The organism is Sphingomonas endophytica, from assembly GCF_001476895.1.
Taxonomy (GTDB): domain Bacteria; phylum Pseudomonadota; class Alphaproteobacteria; order Sphingomonadales; family Sphingomonadaceae; genus Sphingomonas; species Sphingomonas endophytica_A.
The window spans coordinates 1-21,383 of record NZ_LDTB01000046.1; the positions used below are offsets into that span (position 1 = coordinate 1).

The 21,383-nt window shown below is 68.5% G+C and carries 18 protein-coding genes, 1 tRNA gene and 1 other annotated feature; of the genes, 11 read left to right on the forward strand and 8 right to left on the reverse strand.

Going from position 1 to position 21,383, the window contains the following annotated elements:
* The 3 genes from NS334_RS11370 to NS334_RS11380 form a co-directional block, all read left to right on the forward strand.
* The coding region (locus tag NS334_RS11370) for a M23 family metallopeptidase (protein WP_153002719.1) at positions 1–916 on the forward strand (916 nt) is incomplete at its 5' end.
* Positions 917–940: 24 nt separating this feature from the next.
* Positions 941–2,167: a tyrosine--tRNA ligase gene (gene tyrS, locus NS334_RS11375; RefSeq protein WP_058756081.1), complete on the forward strand. Its 1,227-nt coding sequence runs from the start codon at positions 941–943 to the stop codon at positions 2,165–2,167.
* Between the two features lie 67 nt (positions 2,168–2,234).
* Positions 2,235–2,561 carry a PilZ domain-containing protein gene (locus NS334_RS11380; protein ID WP_058756082.1) on the forward strand — a complete coding sequence of 109 codons (327 nt, stop codon included), beginning with the start codon at positions 2,235–2,237 and terminating at the stop codon, positions 2,559–2,561.
* Positions 2,562–2,594: 33 nt separating this feature from the next.
* Here the strand turns inward: NS334_RS11380 and NS334_RS11385 are convergent, their stop codons facing one another.
* Positions 2,595–3,023 carry a DMT family transporter gene (locus NS334_RS11385; RefSeq protein ID WP_241491927.1) on the reverse strand — a complete coding sequence of 143 codons (429 nt, stop codon included), beginning with the start codon at positions 3,021–3,023 and terminating at the stop codon, positions 2,595–2,597.
* Positions 3,024–3,045: 22 nt separating this feature from the next.
* Positions 3,046–5,100, reverse strand: coding sequence for an ATP-dependent DNA helicase RecG (gene recG, locus NS334_RS11390; RefSeq protein WP_058756126.1), 2,055 nt, complete (start codon positions 5,098–5,100; stop codon positions 3,046–3,048).
* 73 nt (positions 5,101–5,173) lie between these two features.
* Here recG and NS334_RS11395 point away from each other — a divergent pair, with 73 nt between their 5' ends.
* Both NS334_RS11395 and mfd read left to right on the forward strand, forming a co-directional pair.
* Positions 5,174–5,449 carry a succinate dehydrogenase assembly factor 2 gene (locus tag NS334_RS11395; RefSeq protein WP_058756084.1) on the forward strand — a complete coding sequence of 92 codons (276 nt, stop codon included), beginning with the start codon at positions 5,174–5,176 and terminating at the stop codon, positions 5,447–5,449.
* A 145-nt stretch (positions 5,450–5,594) separates the two neighbouring features.
* Positions 5,595–9,050 carry a transcription-repair coupling factor gene (mfd, locus tag NS334_RS11400; RefSeq protein WP_058756085.1) on the forward strand — a complete coding sequence of 1,152 codons (3,456 nt, stop codon included), beginning with the start codon at positions 5,595–5,597 and terminating at the stop codon, positions 9,048–9,050.
* Between the two features lie 141 nt (positions 9,051–9,191).
* On the opposite strand, the gene NS334_RS11405 is transcribed toward mfd, so the two are convergent.
* On the reverse strand, positions 9,192–9,602 hold the full coding sequence (locus tag NS334_RS11405) for a YybH family protein (protein ID WP_193753073.1): 411 nt from the start codon (positions 9,600–9,602) through the stop codon (positions 9,192–9,194).
* Positions 9,596–10,888: a GGDEF domain-containing phosphodiesterase gene (locus tag NS334_RS11410; protein ID WP_193753074.1), complete on the reverse strand. Its 1,293-nt coding sequence runs from the start codon at positions 10,886–10,888 to the stop codon at positions 9,596–9,598. Before NS334_RS11410 ends, NS334_RS11405 begins: the two co-directional genes overlap by 7 nt.
* An 88-nt stretch (positions 10,889–10,976) precedes the next feature.
* On the opposite strand from NS334_RS11410, the gene moaA reads away from it, so the two are divergent.
* The 4 genes from moaA to NS334_RS11430 all read left to right on the forward strand — a co-directional run bounded on the left by moaA (position 10,977) and on the right by NS334_RS11430 (position 13,686).
* Positions 10,977–11,987: a GTP 3',8-cyclase MoaA gene (moaA, locus tag NS334_RS11415; protein ID WP_058756127.1), complete on the forward strand. Its 1,011-nt coding sequence runs from the start codon at positions 10,977–10,979 to the stop codon at positions 11,985–11,987.
* A complete protein-coding gene (locus tag NS334_RS11420) occupies positions 11,984–12,763 on the forward strand; it encodes an NAD kinase (protein WP_058756088.1) in 780 nt (259 codons plus the stop codon). The genes moaA and NS334_RS11420 overlap by 4 nt, the downstream gene beginning before the upstream one ends.
* A 75-nt stretch (positions 12,764–12,838) precedes the next feature.
* Positions 12,839–12,913 (forward strand) — tRNA-Asn (locus tag NS334_RS11425).
* A gap of 191 nt (positions 12,914–13,104) precedes the next feature.
* Complete coding sequence (locus NS334_RS11430) at positions 13,105–13,686, forward strand: CC0125/CC1285 family lipoprotein (protein ID WP_241491923.1); 582 nt, start codon at positions 13,105–13,107, stop codon at positions 13,684–13,686.
* Positions 13,687–13,753: 67 nt separating this feature from the next.
* On the opposite strand, the gene NS334_RS11435 is transcribed toward NS334_RS11430, so the two are convergent.
* From NS334_RS11435 to NS334_RS11445, 3 genes are all read right to left on the reverse strand, one after another.
* On the reverse strand, positions 13,754–15,238 hold the full coding sequence (locus NS334_RS11435) for a SulP family inorganic anion transporter (protein WP_058756089.1): 1,485 nt from the start codon (positions 15,236–15,238) through the stop codon (positions 13,754–13,756).
* Between the two features lie 72 nt (positions 15,239–15,310).
* Positions 15,311–15,366 (reverse strand) — a sequence feature (sul1 is cis-regulatory element that is thought to sense ions involved in sulfur or methionine metabolism; They are found in Alphaproteobacteria).
* A gap of 460 nt (positions 15,367–15,826) precedes the next feature.
* Positions 15,827–18,565, reverse strand: coding sequence for a preprotein translocase subunit SecA (gene secA / locus NS334_RS11440; RefSeq protein ID WP_058756090.1), 2,739 nt, complete (start codon positions 18,563–18,565; stop codon positions 15,827–15,829).
* 89 nt (positions 18,566–18,654) lie between these two features.
* On the reverse strand, positions 18,655–18,909 hold the full coding sequence (locus tag NS334_RS11445) for a hypothetical protein (RefSeq protein WP_058756129.1): 255 nt from the start codon (positions 18,907–18,909) through the stop codon (positions 18,655–18,657).
* Between the two features lie 174 nt (positions 18,910–19,083).
* On the opposite strand from NS334_RS11445, the gene argJ reads away from it, so the two are divergent.
* The gene (gene argJ, locus NS334_RS11450; RefSeq protein WP_058756091.1) at positions 19,084–20,310 is read left to right on the forward strand and encodes a bifunctional glutamate N-acetyltransferase/amino-acid acetyltransferase ArgJ; all 1,227 of its coding nucleotides are present in this window, start codon (positions 19,084–19,086) and stop codon (positions 20,308–20,310) included.
* Positions 20,311–20,316: 6 nt separating this feature from the next.
* Complete coding sequence (locus NS334_RS11455; RefSeq protein ID WP_058756092.1) at positions 20,317–20,928, forward strand: glutathione S-transferase family protein; 612 nt, start codon at positions 20,317–20,319, stop codon at positions 20,926–20,928.
* A gap of 91 nt (positions 20,929–21,019) precedes the next feature.
* Here NS334_RS11455 and trxA read toward each other — a convergent pair whose 3' ends face one another.
* Positions 21,020–21,343: a thioredoxin TrxA gene (gene trxA / locus NS334_RS11460; RefSeq protein ID WP_058756093.1), complete on the reverse strand. Its 324-nt coding sequence runs from the start codon at positions 21,341–21,343 to the stop codon at positions 21,020–21,022.
* Positions 21,344–21,383: the final 40 nt, after the last annotated feature.

Below are 21,383 nucleotides of genomic sequence, written 5' to 3' on the forward strand. Positions count from 1 at the left end.
CGCCAGGGTCGAGAAACTGCCCGCCCCCCGCCCCGCCTGGGAGGCGCGCGCCGTCACCGCCGACGCGCGGCTGGTCCGCGCGCAGGAGGTGGTGGTGAGGCCCGGCGACACGCTGACCGGTATCGCGGACCGCACCGGGGCCTCCCCCGACGCGATCGCCCGCCGCAACGCGCTCGCTCCGCCCTTCGCGCTGCGCGTCGGGCAGCGGCTGGAGATACCCGGCGGTCGCTACCACCGCGTCGACCCGGGCCAGACCGGCATCGGCATCGCGCGGGCTTACGGCGTGCCTTGGTCGCAGGTGATCGCGGCCAATGCGCTGACGGAGCCCTATATCCTCAAGACCGGGCAGCGCGTGCTGATCCCCGCCACCGCGCCGTCGGCCGCCGCGCGCGCCGCCGCCTTCTCGCTCGACATCGACACGATCCTGACCGGCGGGGAGCCGGCGGTCGCGGCCGGCAAGGCCCCTGCCCGCCCGACGCGCTCGGCCAAAGCGGTGCCCCCTTCCACCGTGCCGGTCGCCTCACCCGTTACCGCGCCCGGTCGTTTCGCATGGCCGGTCGATGGCCGCATCATCCGCCGTTTCGGCGCAGGGGCCAGCGGCGAGCGCTTCGACGGGGTCGAGATCGCGGTGCCGACAGACACGCCGGTCAGGGCCAGCGCCAACGGCACGGTGGTCTATGCCGGCGACGGCATCGCCGCGCTGGGCGGACTGGTGATCGTCAAGCACGGCGACACCTGGACCTCGATCTACGGCCATGCGCGCAAGCTGCTGGTCCGGCGCGGTCAGGCGGTGACGCGCGGACAGGTGATCGCGATAAGCGGGGCGACCGGCTTCGCCGATCGACCGCAGCTGCATTTTGAATTGCGGCGCGGTCGCACACCTGTCGATCCGGTCAGCCAATTGCCGCGCCGGTGACGCGCGTGTAACGAACGCGGCGTCATGACCAGCTACCAGTCCGATCTGCTCCGCACGCTGTCGTCGCGCGGCTATATCCACCAGATGACCGACGCCGCCGCGCTCGACTCGCTGGCCGCGAAACAGGTCGTGCCCGGCTATATCGGCTTCGACCCGACCGCGCCGTCACTGCACGTCGGCAGCCTGGTGCAGATCATGCTGCTGCGCCGTCTGCAACAGGCGGGGCACAAGCCCGTCGTGCTGATGGGCGGCGGTACCGGCAAGATCGGCGATCCCAGCTTCAAGGACGAGGCGCGCAAGCTCAACAGCGACGAGGTGATCGCGGCGAACATCGCCGGCATCCGGCGCATCTTCGCCCGCTTCCTGACCTTCGGCGACGGCCCCAGCGACGCGGTGATGCTCGACAATGCCGAATGGCTCGACAGGCTGGAATATATCCCGTTCCTGCGCGAGGTCGGACAGCATTTCAGCGTCAACCGGATGCTCAGCTTCGATTCGGTCAAGCTGCGGCTCGACCGCGAACAGTCGCTGTCGTTCCTCGAATTCAACTACATGATCCTGCAAGGCTACGACTTCCGCGAACTGGCGCGGCGCGAGGGCGTCCGGCTCCAGATGGGCGGGAGCGACCAATGGGGGAACATCGTCAACGGCGTCGAACTGGCGCGGCGGATGGACGGGACCGAGGTGTTCGGCGTCACCACCCCGCTGCTGACCACCGCGTCGGGCGAGAAGATGGGCAAGACCGTCGCCGGTGCGGTCTGGCTGCACGAGGACCAGTTGCCGCATTTCGATTACTGGCAATTCTGGCGCAACACCGACGACCGCGACGTGGGTCGTTTCCTGCGGCTGTTCACCGACCTGCCGCTGGACGAGATCGCGCGGCTGGAGGCGCTGGAAGGCGCCGAGATCAACGAGGCCAAGAAAGTGCTCGCCAATGAGGCGACCGCCATGTGCCGGGGGCGCGCCGCGGCCGAGGAAGCGGCAGAGACCGCCCGCCGCACCTTCGAGGAAGGCGCGAGCGGTGCTACACTGCCGTCGATCGTCGCGCCGGGCGTGACGCCGCTGGTCGACGTGCTGGTATCGCTGGGCTTCGCGACCTCGAAGGGAGAGGCGCGCCGCCTCATCAAGGGTGGCGGCGCGCGGGTCGACGGCGAGAAGGTCTCGGACGAAGCCGCGGTGGTCACGGTCGCCGGCGCACCCGTCCGCATCTCGGCGGGCAAGAAGCATCACGGCATCGTTAACCCCGCTTAACGAACTCGCTCACACCACGTTAACGCGACCGGGGCCATGGCTATGACCAGCCGAACAGGAGGTTGTCATGGTCGGACGTTCCGCGATGGTCGCGTACGAGGATCGCGTCGAACCACGCGACGAAACATTGCATCGTGCGCGACTGCTCGTCGCGGATGGAACGGCGCGAGTCGTGACGGTGGTCAACCTGTCGCCGAACGGCTTCATGGCCCGCTGCGACGCGCCGCTGGCCGTTGGGGAGACGGTGACGATCGCGTTGCCCATCGTCGGCGCGTTCGCGGCGGAGGTTCGCTGGGCGCTGGGCGGGCGGATCGGATGCAAGCTGGCGCTAGAGGTTCCGCCCGCGCTCTATCAATTCGTGCTCGCCGCGATGCGTGACGGTGCCGCTGGTTGATGGCGCGATCGGTCGACCGGCCCTTGATCCCGGTCATCCCCGCCGGAAGACGATGACCCCGATCAGTACCAGCGCGATGCCGGCCAGCTTGGTCAGCGTCACCGGCTGGTGCGGCAGTTGCAGCAGCCCGAAGTGGTCCAGCGTCAGCGCCGCCGCCAACTGGCTGGCGATCGCGATGCTCAATGCCGCCGCGATACCCAGGCGCGGGGCGGCGTAGGCGAGCGCGGCGACGAACGCCGCGCCATACAGTCCACCCAGCCACGCCCACCATGGCGCCCCCTTCAGCGCCGATAACGGCGTGCGGTCGATCGCCCAGACGATCAGCAACGTCGCGGTGCCGACGGTAAACGACACCAGCGCCGCCAGCCACACCGACCCGGCCGTCCGCGCCAGCGCGGCATTCGTCGGCGGCTGGACCGCGAGCCCCAGGCCCGCGAACACGACGATGATGATCGGCAACACGCCCGCCAAATTCTCTTCTCCCTCACCCCGATCGCAGCAACGCCACGCCCGCATCGCGCTCGAACAGATACAAGGCGATCCGCGCCGCCTGCCCTCGCGTTCCGCTCAGCCCGCCGTCGCGATCGATCAGCAACCGCGCATCATCGGTCGCGGCGGGCAGGAGTTCCGCCATCAGCTCCGGCGACGCGAGCCGGAACACCGCCTCGCCCGACTGCCGCTTGCCCAGCAACTCGCCCGCCCCCCGCAGCCGCAGGTCCTCCTCCGCGATCCGAAAACCGTCGTTCGTCTCACGCATCAGCGCCAGCCGCGCGCGTGCCGTCTCGCTGAGCGACCCGCCGCGCAGCAACAGGCACACCGAGCGTCCCCCGCCGCGCCCGACCCGTCCGCGCAACTGGTGCAACTGCGCCAGACCGAAGCGGTCGGCATGTTCGATCACGATCAGCGTGGCGTTCGGGACGTCGACCCCGACCTCGATCACCGTCGTGGCGACCAGCACGCCGATCTCGCCCGCCGAGAAGCGCGCCATCACCGCGTCCTTCTCCGGCCCCTTCATCCGCCCATGGACCAGCCCGATCCGGTCGCCGAAGCGGTTCGCCAGTGCCGCCGCGCGCGCTTCGGCGGCCTGCAGGTCGCTGGTCTCGCTTTCCTCGACCAACGGGCAGACCCAATAGGCCTGCTTGCCCTCCGACAGATGCCGCCCGAGCGCATTGACGACCTCGTCCACACGCTCCTCGCTCAGCACGCGCGTCTCGATCGGCTCGCGCCCCGGGGGCATTTCGTCGAGGCGGCTCTGGTCCATCTCGCCGTGCAGCGCGAGCGTCAGCGTGCGCGGGATCGGGGTTGCGGTCATTGCCAGCACATGCGGCGGGGTGCGGCCCTTGGCCTGCAACAGCAAGCGCTCGGCAACACCGAAGCGATGCTGTTCGTCGACCACCACCAGCCCGAGATCGCGATAGGTCACGGCCTCCTGGAAGATCGCGTGCGTGCCGACCAGGATGTGGATCGAGCCGTCCGCCAGCCCCATCAGCGTCGCCTCGCGCCCGCGCCCCTTGTCGCGGCCGGTCAACACCGCGATCTCGATCGGCAGGCCCGCCAGCGTGCGCCGCAGCGTCTCGTAATGCTGCCGCGCGAGGATCTCGGTCGGCGCGAGCATCGCACCCTGCGCGCCCGCCTCGACCGCGATCAGCAGCGCCATCGCCGCGACCAACGTCTTGCCCGAGCCGACATCGCCTTGCAGCAGGCGTAGCATGGGCGCGGCCTGGGCGAGGTCGCCCTCGATCTCGCGGACGCTGCGCGCCTGCGCACCGGTCATTTGATACGGCAGCCGCAGCAGGTCGCGCAGACGCCCGTCGCCCTGCAACGCGCGGCCACGCCGCTTGCGGGTGTCGGCGCGGACGATCGAGAGCGCGAGCTGGTTGGCGAACACCTCGTCATAGGCCAGCCGCGCCCGCGCCACGGCATCGGCGGGATCGGCGTGGAGGCGGGTCATCGCCTCGCGCCAGCCGGGCCAGTCGTGCCGCGCCTTCAGGCTGGGCTCGATCCATTCGGGCACATTGGGGGCGCGCGCCAGCGCCTGTTCGATCAGCGCGGCCAGCCGCCGCGAGGTCATTCCCTCGGTCAGCGGATAGATCGCCTCGCGCTCGCGGAAGTCGCCTTCCTCGCCCCCCACCTCCGGGTGGATGATCTGGAGGTCCTGCCCGTATTGGTCGAGCCGGCCGGACACGCGACGCGGCTCGCCGAGCGGCAGCAGCTTGCGGACACGCCCCGATCCGCCACTGAAAAACACGAGCGCCACCGTGTTGCCGTGCGCATCGGTGGCGAGGACGCGGGTCGGCGCGCGCGGGCTGCTGCTGGTGCGATAATCGGTCGGGGTCAGCGTGATCGCGATCGTCCGCCCGACGTCGCTCTGCATCAGTTCGTCGCGCGGCCAGCGATCGACCCACCCGGACGGGAGATGGAACAGCAGGTCAAGCACGCGCGCGATGCCCAGCCGCTCCAGCGGCCTGGCCAGCGCGGGGCCGACGCCCTTCAACGCCTCGACTTCGGCGAACAGTGGATTGAGGATATCGGGTCGCATGACTATCTGGTGCCGATACCCCGCCCCGACGGCCGCCGCCAGCGCCCGCCGGTCGTTTTGCATTGGACCTGTCATGGATCACGACATCCGCCTGAAACGCCTCCGCTTTCGCGCATGGCATCGCGGCACGCGCGAGGCCGATCTGATGATCGGCGGCTTCTTCGACACGCATGGCGCGACGTGGAACGCGGCACAGCTCGACTGGTTCGAGCGGCTGCTGGAGGAACAGGACGTGGATATCATGGGCTGGGCGATCGGCTCCATCCCGTGCCCGCCGGAATGGGAGGGGGAGATGATGGACACGATGCGCAAGGTCGACTTCGTGACGGTGCTGGGTGTGGGGATGTGACATCCCGCGCCGACCGTCATCCCCGCGCAGGCGGGGGGCCAGACGCGTAGGTCTGGCGATGGGGGCGCGGCGTTAGAGGTTCTGGATTCCCGCCCGCGCGGAAATGACGATCATGGGGCGTTCGGCTCCTTCCACAAGGTTTCTGATGCCCGACCTGTCCACGATCCTGAAGGCCACCGTACCGCTCACGCTGTCGGGCGTCCCCGGCGGCTTTCTCCCCGCGCTGCTCGCCGACCTGGCGCGCGCTGCGCCACGCCGCGCGGTGTTCGTCGCCGCCGACGAAGCGCAGATGCGCAGCATCGCCGCGACCGCGCCGTTCTTCGCGCCCGAGGTGGAGGTGGTGCAGCTTCCGGCGTGGGACTGCCTTCCCTACGACCGCGCGTCGCCGACCTTGCGGGTCATGGCGGAACGGATCGGCGCACTGCACCGATTGCAGCAGAAGCCGAAGGGCCCGCAACTGGTCCTGACGACCGCCAGCGCGCTGACGCAGCGGACGCTGACCCCGTTCCGCATCCGGCAACTGGTCGCGGAGCTGAAGCCCGGCGCGCGGATCGACCGCGACCGGCTGGGCGCGCTGTTGCAGGCGAACGGCTATGTCCGCACCGACACCGTTCACGATCAGGGCGAATATGCGGTGCGCGGCGGGATCGTCGACCTGTTCCCGAGCGGCGAGGAACAGGCGCTGCGGCTCGACTTCTTCGGCGACGAAATCGAGAGTGTAAGGACGTTCGATCCGGGTGATCAACGGACGACCGGGCGGCTCGATGGCTTCATCCTGTTGCCCGCGTCGGAGGCGTTGCTCGACGACGACAGCGTGAAGCGGTTCCGCACCCGCTATCGCGAGAAGTTCGGCGCCACCGCCACCGGCGACCCGCTGTATCAGGCGGTCAGCGACGGGCGGCGACTGGCGGGGATGGAGCATTGGCTGCCGCTGTTCGAGGACAAGCTCGCGACGCTCTGGGATCATCTGGGCGGCGATGCCGTGGTGGTGCGCGATGCGGGCACCCCGGCGGCGGTCGAGGCGCGGATGGATGCGATCGCCGATTATTACGAGAACCGGAAGCGTGCCGAGGCCGCCGAACCGGGCAGCTATCGCGCTCTGCCCGCCAAGACGCTGTACCTCGACGACGAGGAATGGCGTGCGGAGGTGGCCGGGATGCCGGCGCATCTGGTCACGCCCTTCCACGAACCCGAATCGTCGACGGTGCTCGACTTCCAGGTCGACGGCCCGCGCGATTTCGCGCCGGAGCGCGCCAATCAGGCGAATGTCTATGAGGCAGTGGTCGCGCATGTCGCGCGGCTGAAGAAGGACGGGCGCAAGCCGATCCTCGCCAGCTATTCGGTCGGCGCGCGAGATCGGCTGAAAAGCCTCCTTGACGATCACGGGCTGGTCGGCGCGCGGCTGGCGGATACGTGGCAGGACGCGCTGGGAGCGGCCGATCGCGGCGTCGCGCTGACCGTCGTCGGACTCGACCACGGCTTCGCCGCGCCCGACGTCGCGGTGCTCACCGAACAGGACATGCTGGGCGACCGGCTGATCCGGCGTGCGAAGCGGCGCAAGTCCGCCGACGCCTTCCTCGCGGAACTCGCGACGTTGTCGCCCGGCGATCTGGTCGTCCACACCGACCACGGCATCGGCCGTTATGTCGGATTGACGCAGGTGCCGGTCGCCAAGGCGCCGCATGATTGCGTCGCGCTGGAATATGCCGGGGGCGACAAGCTCTATATCCCCGTCGAGAACCTGGAAGTCCTTTCCCGCTACGGATCGTCGGAGGAAGGCGCGAGCCTCGACAAGCTGGGCGGCGAGGCGTGGCAGCGCCGCAAGGCGAAGATGAAGGAGCGGATTCGCGAGATCGCGGGCACGCTGATCGCGGTCGCCGCCGAACGCGCACTGCGCGCGGGCGAGGTCGCGGAGCCGGACGCCAGCGGCTACCCCGCCTTCGTCGATCGCTTCCCCTACGAGGAAACCGACGATCAGGATCGCGCGATCCGCGACGTGCTGGACGATCTGGCGGCGGGCAAGCCGATGGACCGGCTGATCGTCGGGGACGTCGGCTTCGGCAAGACCGAGGTTGCGCTACGCGCCGCCTTCGTCGCGGCCATGGCGGGGATGCAGGTGGCGGTCGTCTGCCCCACGACCTTGCTCGCGCGTCAGCACTACCAGAACTTCTGCGCCCGCTTCGAAGGCTTCCCGGTCGAGATCGGGCGGCTGTCGCGGCTGGTGACCGCCGGCGAGGCCAAGAAGGTCAAGGACGGGCTGGCGAACGGCACGGTCGACATCGTCATCGGCACCCACGCGCTGCTGGCGAAAAACATCGACTTCAAGCGGCTGGGCCTGGTGATCGTCGACGAGGAGCAGCGGTTCGGCGTGACCCACAAGGAGCGACTGAAGACGCTGCGCGCCGACGTGCATATGCTGACGCTGACCGCGACCCCGATCCCGCGCACGCTGCAGATGGCGATGGGGGGCCTGCGCGAACTGTCGGTGATCCAGACGCCGCCGGTCGATCGCCTCGCGGTCCGGACCTATGTCATGCCCTGGGATCCGGTCGTGCTGCGCGAGGCGTTGCTGCGCGAACATTATCGCGGCGGTCAGAGCTTCCTGGTCACGCCGCGCATCGCCGACTTGCCCGATATCGAGGAGTATCTGCGCCGCGAGGTGCCCGAGATCCGCTATGTCGTCGCGCACGGCCAGATGTCGCCGACCGAGGTCGAGGAGCGGATGTCGGCCTTCTACGACAAGAAGTTCGAGGTGCTGGTATCGACCACGATCATCGAGAGCGGGATCGACATCCCCTCCGCGAACACCATGATCGTCAACCGCGCCGATCGCTTCGGCCTCGCGCAACTCTATCAGCTGCGCGGGCGCGTCGGCCGGTCGAAGACGCGCGCCTACGCCTATATGGTCGCGCCGCCCGAGCGGCAGATGACCGAGGCGGCGGAGAAGCGGCTGAAGGTGCTGAGCGATCTCGACACGCTGGGCGCCGGGTTCCAGCTGGCCAGCCACGACCTCGACATTCGCGGCGCGGGCAATCTGCTCGGCGACGAACAATCCGGCCATATCAAGGAAGTCGGCTACGAACTTTACCAGTCGATGCTGGAAGAGGCGATCCTTGAGGCCAAGGCCGGCGGCCTGCGCGAGCGCCAGCGCGACTTCAGCCCGCAGATCAGCGTCGATGCACCGATCCTGATACCGGAGGATTACGTCCCCGATCTCGACCTGCGCATGGGTCTCTACCGCCGCCTCAACGAGGTCGACGAGGTGCAGGGTCTCGACGCCTTCGCCGCCGAGATGATCGACCGTTTCGGCCCATTGCCCGAGGCGACCGACAATCTGGTCAAGATCATGGAGATCAAGCTGAACGCCAAGAAAGCCTGCGTCGCCAAGCTCGACGTCGGACCGAAGGGGGCGCTGGTCGCCTTCCACGACGACCGTCCACCCAATATCGCCGGGCTGCTCGCCTATGTCGACAAGCTGGGCGGGATCGCGAAGCTGCGTCCGGACAGCAAGCTGGCACTGACCCGCGTCTGGGCCGATCCGAAGGCGCGGCTCCACGGCGCACTGCAATTGTCGAAGGGGTTGGCGAAAGCGGCGGGGTGACGGCGCGCGGATCGTAACGGCGGCGCAATCGCCCGCCCGCGATCGTCACGCCGAACATGTTCTCGACCGGTGCACGCATCGACCGTCATGCCGGACCTGTTCCGGCATGACGGTTCGAGGTTCCAGACGGAAGGATCGACCTTAACTGCTGTGGTCGGAGATGATCTTCCAGCCATCCTTGCGCCGCTCGAACAGCAGCGAGGTCAGCCCGGTCTGCGGCTTGCCACCGGTCGGGGTCAGCGTCCAGCGGGCGACGTGCAGCACATGTACCGCGCTTAGCGGACGCCACGCCAGCGGCTGGAACGTCAGCCTGCCGCGTGTATTGCCACCATTCGCGAAACTCTTCGCATAACGCGCCGAGATTGCGTCCTTCCCTCGCGCAACCTCGTCGCCCGCCACATAGAGCGCATCGGGCGCGTAGATCGCGGTGAAGCGCTTGAGGTCGCCGGCGTTCCACCCCGCCGCGCTGTCCTGCATCGCGGCAGAGATCGCCACGTGCGGGCCGGGTGCCGCGGCGGCGACCGCAGCGGCCGACACCAGCAATGTCAACATCCGCATGTCCCCTTGTCGTCGCTGCACGTAACGAGCGCGATCAGCGCCGCATCGTCCAGCGGGCCGGCGCACAGGAACCCCTGATACAGGGTACAGCCGCGCGCCGCCAACATGATCCGCTGCGCCTCGGTTTCCACGCCCTCGGCGATCGTCTCCAGCCCCAGCCCCTCGGCGATCGACAGCACGCCCTGCACGACCGTCCGGTCGCGCGCGTCGCTGGTGATCGCCTGCGTCAGGCTGCGATCGATCTTCAGGTAATCGAGCGGCAGCCGCGCGAGATAGGCGAGACTGGAGTAACCCGTCCCGAAATCGTCGAGCGCCACCCGGCAGCCATGGTCGCGCAACGCGGTCAATGACGTGGCCGCACCGCCCAGATTGTCGATCAGCGCGCCTTCGGTCATCTCCGCGGTGACGCGCTCCGGCGCCAGCCCCGCCTCCCGCACGCGCGCCACGAACCGATCCACGAACGGTGTCCGCGACAGATCGGCGGCGGTGATGTTGACCGCGATCCGCAGGTGCGACAGCGCGGCCGGCCACTCGCTGGCCCGGCGCAGCGCCAGCGCCTGCACGTGGTCCGACAGTGCGACGCCCAGCCCGGCGCGCTCCGCCGCCGCCAGCAGCGTCTCCGCGCCCAGCACGCCCAGGCGCGGGTGCTGCCAGCGCGCCAGCGCCTCCACGCCGGTGATCCGCCGGTCGAGCAGATGGACCTGTGGCTGGAACCGCACGTCGATCTCGTGTCGCTCGATGGCACGATGCAGGTCGGCGGCCAGCGCCGCCAGCGGCACGCCGCCGCGTTCCGCCGCCACGCGCGTCGTCACACCGTCGCTGGCGCGGGCATGTGCCAGCGCCTCGGCGGCGCGGCGCAGCAGGTGGTCCAGCGGTTCGTCGCCATGCCGACGCGCCACCCCGATGCGGGCGCCGACATGGATGGTTTCAAGGCCGATGTGGAACGGCTTCTCCAGTGCCTGCTCGACGATATCGACGGCTTGGTCGCCGACCCGCGCATTCCCTGCGACGACGATCGTGAAGGTGGCCCCGCCCCGCACCGCCGCGCTGTCGAACGCGCTCAGCACGCGCGACAGTCGCTCGTCCATCGTATCGACCAGCAGGTCGCCCGTCGCGCGACCGTAAGCGGCATTGACGATCTCGAAACTGGTCGGCGCGACGACGATCGCGATCACGCCGTCAGCCGCCCCGGCGACCAGGCGCTCCTGTTCCTCGCTCGCGGAGCGCTCGCCGCGTCGGCGTCCGGCGGCGCGCTGCATGGTTCGGGACTGACGCTCCATGTCGACGTGGTAGGGCGGGTCGCGGCTCCCCGCAATCCGATCTTGCCCCATGATGAACGACTCAATAGCTTTCGGCGTTGTGACCGCGATGACCAACGACGACAGCACGGCCGCGCCGCTTATCGACGGCTTCGGCCGCACCATCCGCTACCTCCGCGTGTCGGTGACGGATCGCTGCGACCTGCGCTGTCGCTATTGCATGGCCGAACATATGACCTTCCTGCCGCGCGCCAAGATCGCGACGCTGGAGGAACTGGCGATCATCGCGGAGCGCTTCATCGCGCGCGGCGTCCGCAAGGTGCGGCTGTCGGGGGGCGAGCCGCTCGTCCGCCGCGACGTGCTGCAACTGGTCGAACGGCTCGGCCGGCATGTCGGCACCGCGCTCGACGAACTGACGATGACCACCAACGGCACGCGGCTGCGCGACCATGCGGTCGTGCTGCGCGATGCCGGCGTGCGCCGCCTGAACGTCAGCCTCGACAGTCGCGATCCGGCCCGGTTCCGGCACGTGACGCGTCACGGCGACGTCGCGCAGGTGCTGGACGGGATCGCCGCCGCGCGCGAGGCCGGGCTGGCGGTCAAGATCAACATGGTCGCGCTGAAGGGCGTCAACGAGGATGAGATCGCCGCGATGCTTCGCTGGTGCGTGGCCGAGGGGCATGACCTGACCCTGATCGAAACCATGCCGCTGGGGGCGGTGGACGAGGATCGGACCGACCGTTTCCTGCCGCTGACGGCGGTGAAGGAGCGGCTCGACCGGTCGTTCGCGCTGACCCGTGACGAGGGCGGCACCGGCGGTCCGGCGCGCTATTGGCGGGTCGACGGCGGCGCCACACGGCTCGGGCTCATCTCGCCGCTCACCAACAATTTCTGCGACGGCTGCAATCGGGTCCGCCTCACGACCGAGGGCCGCCTGTACACCTGCCTGGGCCACGACGATCATCGCGACCTGCGCGCGGCATTGCGCGACGGCGGGATCGCCGCACTGGACGCCGCGATCGCCGACGCGCTCATGACCAAGCCCGAGCGTCACGACTTCCGCATCGCCGCCGGCGCGGCGCCGGCGGTGTCGCGCCACATGAGCGTCACCGGCGGATGACCCAATATCCCCGGCGGGCGCTGGTCGCCTCGCCCACCGCCCCCGCGCAGGTCGCGCGCGCCGAACTCGCCGACGCCTGGGACTGGTGCCCGCTGGAGGAGGCCGATCTGGTCGTCGCGCTGGGTGGCGACGGCTTCATGCTCCAGACGCTGCATCTGCTGCTGGAGCGTCGGCGCGCCTTGGTGCCGGTGTTCGGCATGAACCTCGGCACGGTCGGCTTCCTGATGAACGAGTGGCGGCGACACGATCTGGACGGGCGGATCGAGCGCGCGCGCGCCTTCAAGGTCACGCCGCTCACCGCGACGGCCACCGGCAACGACGGGCGGGTGCATACCTTCCCGGCGATCAACGAGGTGTCGTTGCTGCGCGAGACGCGCCAGACCGCCAAGCTGGAGGTGCGGATCAACGATCGCATCGTGCTGGACGAACTGTCGTGCGACGGCATCCTCGTCGCCACCCCTGCCGGCTCCACCGCCTATAATCTCTCCGCGCACGGGCCGATCCTGCCGCTGGGGTCGCAGATGCTCGCGCTGACGCCGATCAGCGCGTTTCGCCCGCGGCGCTGGCGCGGGGCGATCCTGCCCGACCGGACGCGTGTGTCGCTGCGCGTGCTCGACGCCGCGAAGCGCCCCGTATCCGCCGTCGCCGACCAGCGCGAGATCCGCGACGTCGCGCAGGTCGATATCGCGCTCGACCGCGCGCGGGAGCTGACGTTGCTGTTCGATCCCGAGCATGCGCTCGACGATCGGATCACGATGGAGCAGTTCGTCGCCTGATGTAAGAAACGTGACAAAAGGGTCTTGCGCGCCAAAAATCCGCCTGTATAGACCCCCTCCACGACGCAACGACGTTCCCTGATAGCTCAGCGGTAGAGCTCTCGACTGTTAATCGAGCGGCCGTAGGTTCGAATCCTACTCAGGGAGCCACCTCTTCTCACATCGTTGAATGCCGCGCGGTCGCTCCCTTGGATCGCGGTTTGTCGTGTTTCCTCGCCCCTTCACGCAGCGGATAGAATCCGTTCATCGCGCGTTCCACTCCACTCGGCTATGACGCCGCGATCGCACCGATCTGGTGTGTTGGAGAGTACGCCATGATGAGAAAGTACGGCCGCAAAGCGATGGTTCTGGCGCTCGCGGCCAGCACGACGCTGGTTGCGGCGTGCGCCACCGAAACCGCTTATCGTCCCGCGACCGGATCGGGTTTCTACCGCACCGGATACAGCGACATCCGGATCGAGCCGAATCGCTATCGCGTCACCTTCGCGGGCAACACCGTCACGGATCGCGACGTGGTGGAGCGCTATCTGCTGTTCCGCGCGGCCGAACTGACGTTGCAGAACGGCTTTGACTATTTCGTCATGGCCGATCGCGATACCGATCGCCAGGCGCGCACCTATTCCACGCCCGGCTTCGGCGGTGGCTGGGGTCCGGGCTTCGGCGCCTGGGGTGGCGGCCTGTGGGGACCGCGCTGGGGCTTCTATGGCCGCGGCTTCGGCTATCGCGCCTGGGATCCGTTCTGGGGCGGCCCGTGGGGCGGCTGGGGCGGTGGACAGGACATCCGCACCGTCGACCGTTATGAAGCGTCGGCCGAGATCGTGATGTTCAAGGGAACGCCGGAGCGCGGCAACGTGCGCGCGTTCAACGCCCGCAACGTCGTCGACTCGATCGGCCCGACGATCCGCCTGCCCAAGGCGTCCTGAGCCCGCGAGGTTCGCCGGATGGCGAACGGGGCGTCGGTCGAACGACCGGCGCCCCTTTTCGTATCGATCAGTGCGGGACCGCGCCGAGTTCCACGCCGGTCCGGTCGTGGAGCGCGAAGCGATCGACCAGGTCGGCGCTCGCCTGATTGTAGCCGACGACCTCGACCGCCGCCCCCTCCCGTCGCAGCCGGGCGACGATCTTGTCGAGCGCGGCGACCCCCGAAATGTCCCAGAAATGGGCCGCGCTCACGTCGATCACCACCGCGTGCGCGCCCTCGTCGCGAAAGCCGCGCGTGAAGCGATCGACGGACGCGAAGAAGATGTTGCCGCGCACGATGTAGCGCACCGGATCGCCGTCCTCTCGGGTGACGGCGAACATGCGGCGCACCTTGCCGGTGAAGAAGATGCCCGACAGCAGCACGCCTGCCACCACGCCCTGCGCCAGGTCCCGGGTCGCCACCACCACCGCGACCGTCACCAGCATCACCACCGATGAGGTCGGCGGATGGCGGCGCAGGTTCGGGATCGAGTTCCAGCTGAAGGTGCCGATCGACACCATCACCATGACCGCGACCAGCGCCGGCATCGGCACGCGGCCGACGAGCGGCCCCAGCAGCGCCAGCAGGAACAGCAGGAACGCGCCCGCGACGAAGGTCGACAGCCGCTTGCGCCCGCCGGACGTGACGTTGATGACCGACTGGCCGATCATCGCGCATCCGCCCATCCCGCCGACCAGCGCGGCGGCGATGTTCGCGCCCCCCTGCCCCATGCACTCGCGGCGCTTGTCGCTGTCGGTATCGGTCATGTCGTCGACGATCTGCGCGGTCAGCATCGACTCGAGCAGCCCGACCGCCGCCATTGTCAGCGAATAGGGCAGGATGATCCGCAGCGTGTCCCACGTCAGCGGCACGTTCGGCAGCGTCAGCGACGGCAGCCCCTCGGGCAGCCGTCCCATGTCGCCGACCGTGCGCACCGGCAGCGCTAGCGCGATGCTCACGATCGTCAGCACGACGATCGCCACCAGCGGCGACGGCACCGCCTTCGTCGCGCGCGGCAGGAGATAGATGATCGCCAGCCCGACGACGACCATCGCATAGGTGTGCCAGCTGACGCCGGTCAGTTGTGGCACCTGCGCCATGAAGATCAGGATCGCCAGCGCATTGACGAAGCCGGTGACGACCGAGCGCGAGACGAATTGCATCAGCAGGTCGAGGCGCAGCAGCCCGGCGACGATCTGGATCAGCCCCATCAGGATCGTCGCGGCGAACAGGTAATCGACGCCGTGCTGGCGGACGAGCGGGGTGACGACGACCGCCACGGCGGCGGTCGCCGCGGAGATCATCGCGGATCGTCCGCCGAGCAACGACACGGTGATCGCGATCGCGATCGAGGCATAGAGGCCGACGCGGGGATCGACCCCGGCGATGATCGAAAAGCCGATCGCCTCGGGAATGAGCGCGAGCGCGACGACGATGCCGGCGAGAATCTCGCGGCGCGCCTGGCCCGCGTCGTCGAACCACGCGGTTCGGTAACGGGAAACGATATTGGTCATTAGGCCTTCGGAATGAACGCACCACATTGCCGGCCCCGATCGGGAACGACGACGGACGAACGACGATGTGGAGGTTGCCCGGCGGATCGGCGGCCGGGATAGCCACCCGGAATTGCACCGGGTCCATGCGGATGCGCGGCGTTTACGCGACCGGCGGGGTGGTTGGCAAGCGTTGGCACGTGCGGCGAGGCGGTATGGAAATACCGGAACCTGACGAAGGTCACGCCACGTCGAGGTCGGGGGAGCCCGCTTAGCTTGGGCGGTGCGGGGGGCGTCTGGAACGGTGATATCGGCGGGCGACCGGGTATCCGGCGGAAATAGCCGACGTTGGATCGTGTAGGACAGCGGGCGACGAGGCTCCCCCGAGAGACGACGCGCCGGGACATGGGGCGTCGTGGATCCCGGCCTGCACCGGGATGACGAGGTAGGGAGATCGGGGTTGGCTTAGCGCTTACGTCGTCATTGCGAGCGCAGCGAAGCAATCCAAGGCGTCCTGATCCGTCCCTGGATTGCTTCGCTGCGCTCGCAATGACAGGCTTCTTCGATGCGGACGGCGCGGCTCACCGGGGGGCCGCGCCGCTCACCCGATCACGCCGCGCCGTGGCAGTGCTTGTACTTGCGCCCCGAACCGCACGGACACGGCGCATTGCGGCTGACCACGCCGTCCCATGAGGCGGGATCCTCGCCCAGATCGGCGGCGGTGGGTTGCGGGATCTGCAACGGCGGGATGGTCGTCGTGACCAGCCCGCGCGTCCCCGCGTCGATATCGTTGGAATTGTCCTCGCCGGTGAACGGGTCGAAATGCGTCGTGATGAAATCGGGCAGTTCGGGCAGCGGCGGCGGCTCCTGCATCCGGAACTCGGCATGCGCGATCGTGCGCGTCACGTCCTCGCGGATCGCGTCGAGCATCCGCTGGAACAGGTTGAACGCCTCCTGCTTGTACTCGTTGATCGGCGTCTTCTGCGCATAGGCGCGCAGGTGGACCACCTGCCGCAGCGCGTCGAGCGTCGACAGATGTTCCTTCCAGTGATGGTCGAGGTTCTGGAGCAGGATCGACTTCTCGACCTGCGTCCAGGTCGCCGGGTCCAGCTCGGCGGCCTTGGCGGCGACCATCGCGTCGGCTTCGGCCTGCACGCGCTCGGTGACGATCTCCGGATCGACCGCATCCTCGGTCAGCCAGTCGTCGATCGCGGGCGTCAGGTTCAGGATCTCGGCCAGCCGCGTCTTCATCCCTTCCACGTCCCATTGCTCGGGATAGGAATTGGGCGGGCAGGCCTCGCCGACGATCGCATTGACCGTTTCGGCGCGCATGTCCTGCACGACCTCGCCGACCGTATCGGCATCCATGATGTCGGCGCGCTGTTCGTAGATGACCTTGCGCTGGTCGTTCATCACGTCGTCGTACTCGACGACCTGCTTGCGGATGTCGTAGTTGCGCGCCTCGACCTTCTTCTGCGCGGTCTCGATCGCCTTCGTCATCCACTTCGACGGCGGCATCGCCTCGCCGTCCTCGATCGACGAGCGCATCATCTTGGCGAACAGCGTGTCCGGGCCGAAGATGCGCAGCAGGTCGTCGTCCAGCGACAGATAGAAGCGGCTGAGCCCCGGATCGCCCTGGCGCCCCGAACGACCGCGCAGCTGGTTGTCGATGCGGCGGCTCTCATGCCGCTCGGTGCCGAGCACGAACAGCCCGCCCGCCTCCAGCACCTTCTGCTTCTCGGCCGCGATCTCCTGCCGGATCTGTTCGATCGCGGCGTCGCGCTCCGGCCCCTCGGGCATCCCCGCGAGTTCGTCCTCGACACGGAATTCCAGATTGCCGCCCAGCTGGATGTCGGTGCCGCGACCGGCCATGTTGGTGGCGATCGTCACCGCGCCCAGCCGCCCGGCCTGCGCCACGATATGCGCCTCGCGCTCGTGATAGCGCGCGTTGAGCACCGAATGGTCGACGCCTTCCTGCCGCAGGAACTCGCTGAGCAGCTCCGACTTCTCGATCGAGACGGTGCCGACCAGCACCGGCTGCCCGGTCTGCGCATGGTCGCGGATCGTGCGCGCGATGCCGCGGAACTTGTCCTCGGTCGACTTGTAGAAGGTGTCCTCCTCGTCGACGCGCTGCACGGCCTTGTTCGTCGGGATCGTGACGACGTTCATCTTGTAGATGTCGTAGAATTCCGCCGCCTCGGTCGATGCGGTGCCGGTCATCCCCGACAGCTTGGGATACATCCGGAAATAGTTCTGGAACGTGACCGAGGCCATGGTCTGGTTCTCGGGCTCGATCTGCACGCCTTCCTTGGCCTCGACCGCCTGATGCAGGCCATCCGACCAGCGGCGGCCGTCCATCATGCGGCCGGTGAACTCGTCGATGATGACGACCTTGTCGTCCTTCACGATATAATCGGTGTCGCGCTTGAACATGACGTTCGCGCGCAGCGCCTGGTTCAGGTGGTGGACGACCTGCGTGTTCTCGAAATCATACAGGTTCGCGCCCTGCAGCAGCCCGGCCGCCTCCAGCATCCGCTCGGCGCGCTCGGTGCCGTCCTCGGTCAGGACGATCGTCTTCTGCTTTTCGTCCTTGTCGTAATCCTCTTCGGACAGCTGCTTCACGATCGCATCGACGCTGATGTACAGCTCGGACTTGTCGTCGGTCGGGCCGGAGATGATCAGCGGCGTGCGCGCCTCGTCGATCAGCACCGAATCGACCTCGTCGACGATCGCCATCGCGAACGGGCGCTGCACCATCTGCGCGCGCTCATATTTCATGTTGTCGCGCAGGTAATCGAAGCCGAACTCGTTGTTCGTGCCATAGGTGATGTCGGCATTGTACGCGTCGCGGCGCTGCTCGTCGGTCAGGTTGGGGACGATCACCCCCGTCGTCAGCCCCAGGAAGCGATAGACGCGCCCCATCCAGTCGGCATCGCGGCTGGCGAGATAGTCGTTGACGGTGATGACATGGACGCCCTCGCCCGGCAGCGCGTTGAGATAGGTGGCGAGCGTCGCGACCAGCGTCTTGCCCTCGCCGGTGCGCATCTCGGCGATCTCGCCGCGGTGCAGGACGATCCCGCCGATCATCTGCACGTCATAGTGACGCTGCCCCAGCACGCGCTTCGCCGCCTCGCGCACGGTCGCGAACGCCTCCGGCAGCAGTTGGTCGAGCGTCTCGCCATTGGCCAGCCGTTCGCGGAACAGCACGGTCTGATGGGCAAGCGTGCTGTCGTCCATCGCCTGCAGCGACGGCTCGAACGAGGCGATCTTGGTAAGGATGGGGTTGAGCGACTTGACGTACCGGTCGTTGGACGAACCGAACAGGGATTTGGCAATACCGCCGAACATGGGCGCGATCCTGTATCTGGAAGCAGCGCGGCTCCGCTGCTTGAAGCGGCCGCGCGAAAGAGAGGTGGCGTGACGAAACGAGGCGGCGCTTATTCGCGCCGGCGGCTCGCAAAGATCGGTTCGGCCGCGACCGGCGCGACGACGCGCACGACCGGGGAGATGGCGCTGGCGGCCAGCGTCGCGACGGCCTGCACCGGGCGCGCCGCGATCCGCCGCGCGGCCGAGGCAATCGCGGCGGCCTTCACCTGCTGCGCCACCGCCTGCGCGACCTGCGGCTGACGCACGCTGCCGCCGACGCCGGTCAGCGCGGAAAGCAGCGCGGAAAGAAGCAGCAGCAGGTTCACGGCGCAGGACATAGGATGCGCGGGAGGGCACGTCCACCGCCCGAACGCGGGTAAACCATCTATTTGCCGCCGCGCGCCACCAGAACCGCCGCGCCGCCGTCACGACCGGCCCGTGGGTACGGCGCGCCACCAGCCCCCTTTGCCTGCCCCGCCGCGCACCGTAAGGAAGGCGCCATGTCGACGTCCATCTCTCCGCTCGCCACGCCCTTCCCCGATATCCCGCCGGTCGCGGGCGTCCGCCTGCGCGTCGCCCGCGCGCGGTACAAGGAATGGGACCGCACCGACCTGACCTTCGCGGAGTTCGCCCCCGGCACGACCGTGGCGGGCGTGCTGACGCAATCGAAATGCCCCTCGCCGGAGGTGGAATGGTGCCGCAAGGCGCTGGTGCTGGGCGACGCGCGCGCGCTGGTAGTCAACGCGGGCAATTCCAACGCCTTCACCGGCAATCGCGGGCGCGAGGCGGTCGAGGCGATCGCCGCGCAGACCGCGCAGGCGATCGGGTGCCGCCCGTCCGACGTGTTCGTGGCCTCGACGGGCGTGATCGGCGTCCCGCTGCCGATCGACAAGGCGCAGGCCGGGCTCGCCGCCGCCTTCGTCGCGCCCGAGGCCGACTGGCGGCAGGCGGCGGAGACGATCGGGACGACCGATACCTATCCGAAGGGCGTCAGCGCCACCGCCGTGGTGGACGGACGCACGATCACGATCGCGGCGATCATCAAGGGATCGGGGATGATCGCGCCGGACATGGCGACGATGCTGGGCTTCATCTTCACCGACGCGGTGGTCGAGGCGCCGTTCCTGCAATCCGCTTTGTCGGCGGCGAACACGCGCAGCTTCTCGTGCATCACCGTCGATGGCGACACCTCGACCAGCGACACGGTGCTGGCGTTCGCGACCGGCGCGGCGGGCAATGCGCCGCTCGCCGACGACGACAGCGACGGGGCGGATGCGTTCCGCGCCGCGCTGGCCGACGTCTGCCGCCGGCTTGCGCTGCTGGTGGTCCGCGATGGCGAGGGTGCGACGAAGTTGATCGAGGTAACGGTCGAGGGTGCGGAAAGCGACCGCTCGGCGCACCGTGTCGCGATGTCGATCGCCAACTCCCCGCTGGTGAAGACCGCCATCGCTGGTGAGGACGCCAATTGGGGGCGCGTCGTCATGGCGGTCGGCAAGGCGGGCGAGCCGGCCGAGCGCGACCGGCTGGCGATCCGCTTCGGCGCGACGCAGGTCGCCGAAGGCGGGCTGGCCGTGACGGGCTATGACGAGGCGCCGGTCACCGCGCACCTGAAGGGACAGGAGGTGGAGATCGGCGTCGACCTTGGTCTGGGCGAGGGCCGCGCCACGGTGTGGACCTGCGACCTGACGCACGGCTACATCTCGATCAACGCCGATTACCGGAGTTGAGCCGCCATGCTGACGATCTGGGGGCGGCGGAACTCGCACAACGTCAAGAAGGTCGTCTGGCTCGCCGAGGAACTGGGATTGCCGTATCGGCGCCATGACGTCGGCGGCGCGTTCGGGATGGACGCGGCGTATCGGGCGAAGAATCCCAATGCGCTGATCCCGACGATCGAGGACGGCGACGTCATCCTGTGGGAGTCGAACGCGATCCTACGCTATCTGGCGGCGCGGCATGGCGGCGAGGCGTGGTGGCCCGCCGATCCGGTCCGACGCGCGCTGGCGGATCGCTGGATGGACTGGCAGTTCGGCTATGCCGAGGCGCAGCGCCCGGCGTTCGTCGGCTTGGTGCGGCAGACGCCCGAGCAGCGTGATGCGACCGCGATCGATCAAGCGATCGCGGCGGCGGGGCGGATGATGGCCGTCCTGGACGGCGCGCTGGGGAAGACGCCGTGGCTCTCGGGGGCGGCATTTGGGCTGGGCGACCTCCCGATGGGGGTCTATGCCCATACCTTCTTCACGCTCGGCGGTGAGCGGGAGCCGTTGCCGCATGTGGCGGACTGGTATGCGCGGTTACAGGCGCGTCCGGGCTATGCGGCCAATGTGATGATCCCGCTGACGTAAGGACAACAGGTCATTGCGAGCGGAGCGAAGCGATCCGGTGACGGAACAGGACGCTCTGGATTGCTTCGTTCCGCTCGCGATGACGATGCGATCAGCCCAATTCGCCTTCGAGCCACGCCTTGATCCGGCCCTTCGGCTCCGCGCCGACCTTTGTCGCCGCCGGGGCGCCGCCCTTGAACAGGATCATCGTCGGGATGCCGCGCACACCGTAGCGGCCGGGGGCGTCGGGATTCTCGTCGATGTTCAGCTTGGCGATGGTCACCTGCTCGCCCAGTTCGTCGCTGATCTCTTCCAGCGACGGGCCGATCATCTTGCACGGGCCGCACCATTCCGCCCAGAAATCGACCAGAACCGGCTTGTCGGCGGACAGCACGTCGTTCTGGAAGCTGGCGTCGGTGATCGTCTTCGTGGCCATGTCATTCTCCTTGGATACCGATGAAACTAGGGTGCGGCGC

What these genes read in the sequence shown, in the direction of transcription:
- NS334_RS11435 (WP_058756089.1), bottom strand. Translation starts at nt 15,238, where the DNA reads ATGACCAATATCGTTTCCCGTTACCGAACCGCGTGGTTCGACGACGCG.
- recG (WP_058756126.1), bottom strand. Translation starts at nt 5,100, where the DNA reads ATGCGACCCGATATCCTCAATCCACTGTTCGCCGAAGTCGAGGCGTTG.
- NS334_RS11455 (WP_058756092.1), top strand. Translation starts at nt 20,317, where the DNA reads ATGCTGACGATCTGGGGGCGGCGGAACTCGCACAACGTCAAGAAGGTC.
- trxA (WP_058756093.1), bottom strand. Translation starts at nt 21,343, where the DNA reads ATGGCCACGAAGACGATCACCGACGCCAGCTTCCAGAACGACGTGCTG.
- NS334_RS11430 (WP_241491923.1), top strand. Translation starts at nt 13,105, where the DNA reads ATGGTTCTGGCGCTCGCGGCCAGCACGACGCTGGTTGCGGCGTGCGCC.
- mfd (WP_058756085.1), top strand. Translation starts at nt 5,595, where the DNA reads ATGCCCGACCTGTCCACGATCCTGAAGGCCACCGTACCGCTCACGCTG.
- NS334_RS11395 (WP_058756084.1), top strand. Translation starts at nt 5,174, where the DNA reads ATGGATCACGACATCCGCCTGAAACGCCTCCGCTTTCGCGCATGGCAT.
- NS334_RS11410 (WP_193753074.1), bottom strand. Translation starts at nt 10,888, where the DNA reads ATGGAGCGTCAGTCCCGAACCATGCAGCGCGCCGCCGGACGCCGACGC.
- NS334_RS11420 (WP_058756088.1), top strand. Translation starts at nt 11,984, where the DNA reads ATGACCCAATATCCCCGGCGGGCGCTGGTCGCCTCGCCCACCGCCCCC.
- NS334_RS11380 (WP_058756082.1), top strand. Translation starts at nt 2,235, where the DNA reads ATGGTCGGACGTTCCGCGATGGTCGCGTACGAGGATCGCGTCGAACCA.
- secA (WP_058756090.1), bottom strand. Translation starts at nt 18,565, where the DNA reads ATGTTCGGCGGTATTGCCAAATCCCTGTTCGGTTCGTCCAACGACCGG.
- moaA (WP_058756127.1), top strand. Translation starts at nt 10,977, where the DNA reads ATGACCAACGACGACAGCACGGCCGCGCCGCTTATCGACGGCTTCGGC.
- tyrS (WP_058756081.1), top strand. Translation starts at nt 941, where the DNA reads ATGACCAGCTACCAGTCCGATCTGCTCCGCACGCTGTCGTCGCGCGGC.
- argJ (WP_058756091.1), top strand. Translation starts at nt 19,084, where the DNA reads ATGTCGACGTCCATCTCTCCGCTCGCCACGCCCTTCCCCGATATCCCG.
- NS334_RS11405 (WP_193753073.1), bottom strand. Translation starts at nt 9,602, where the DNA reads ATGTTGACATTGCTGGTGTCGGCCGCTGCGGTCGCCGCCGCGGCACCC.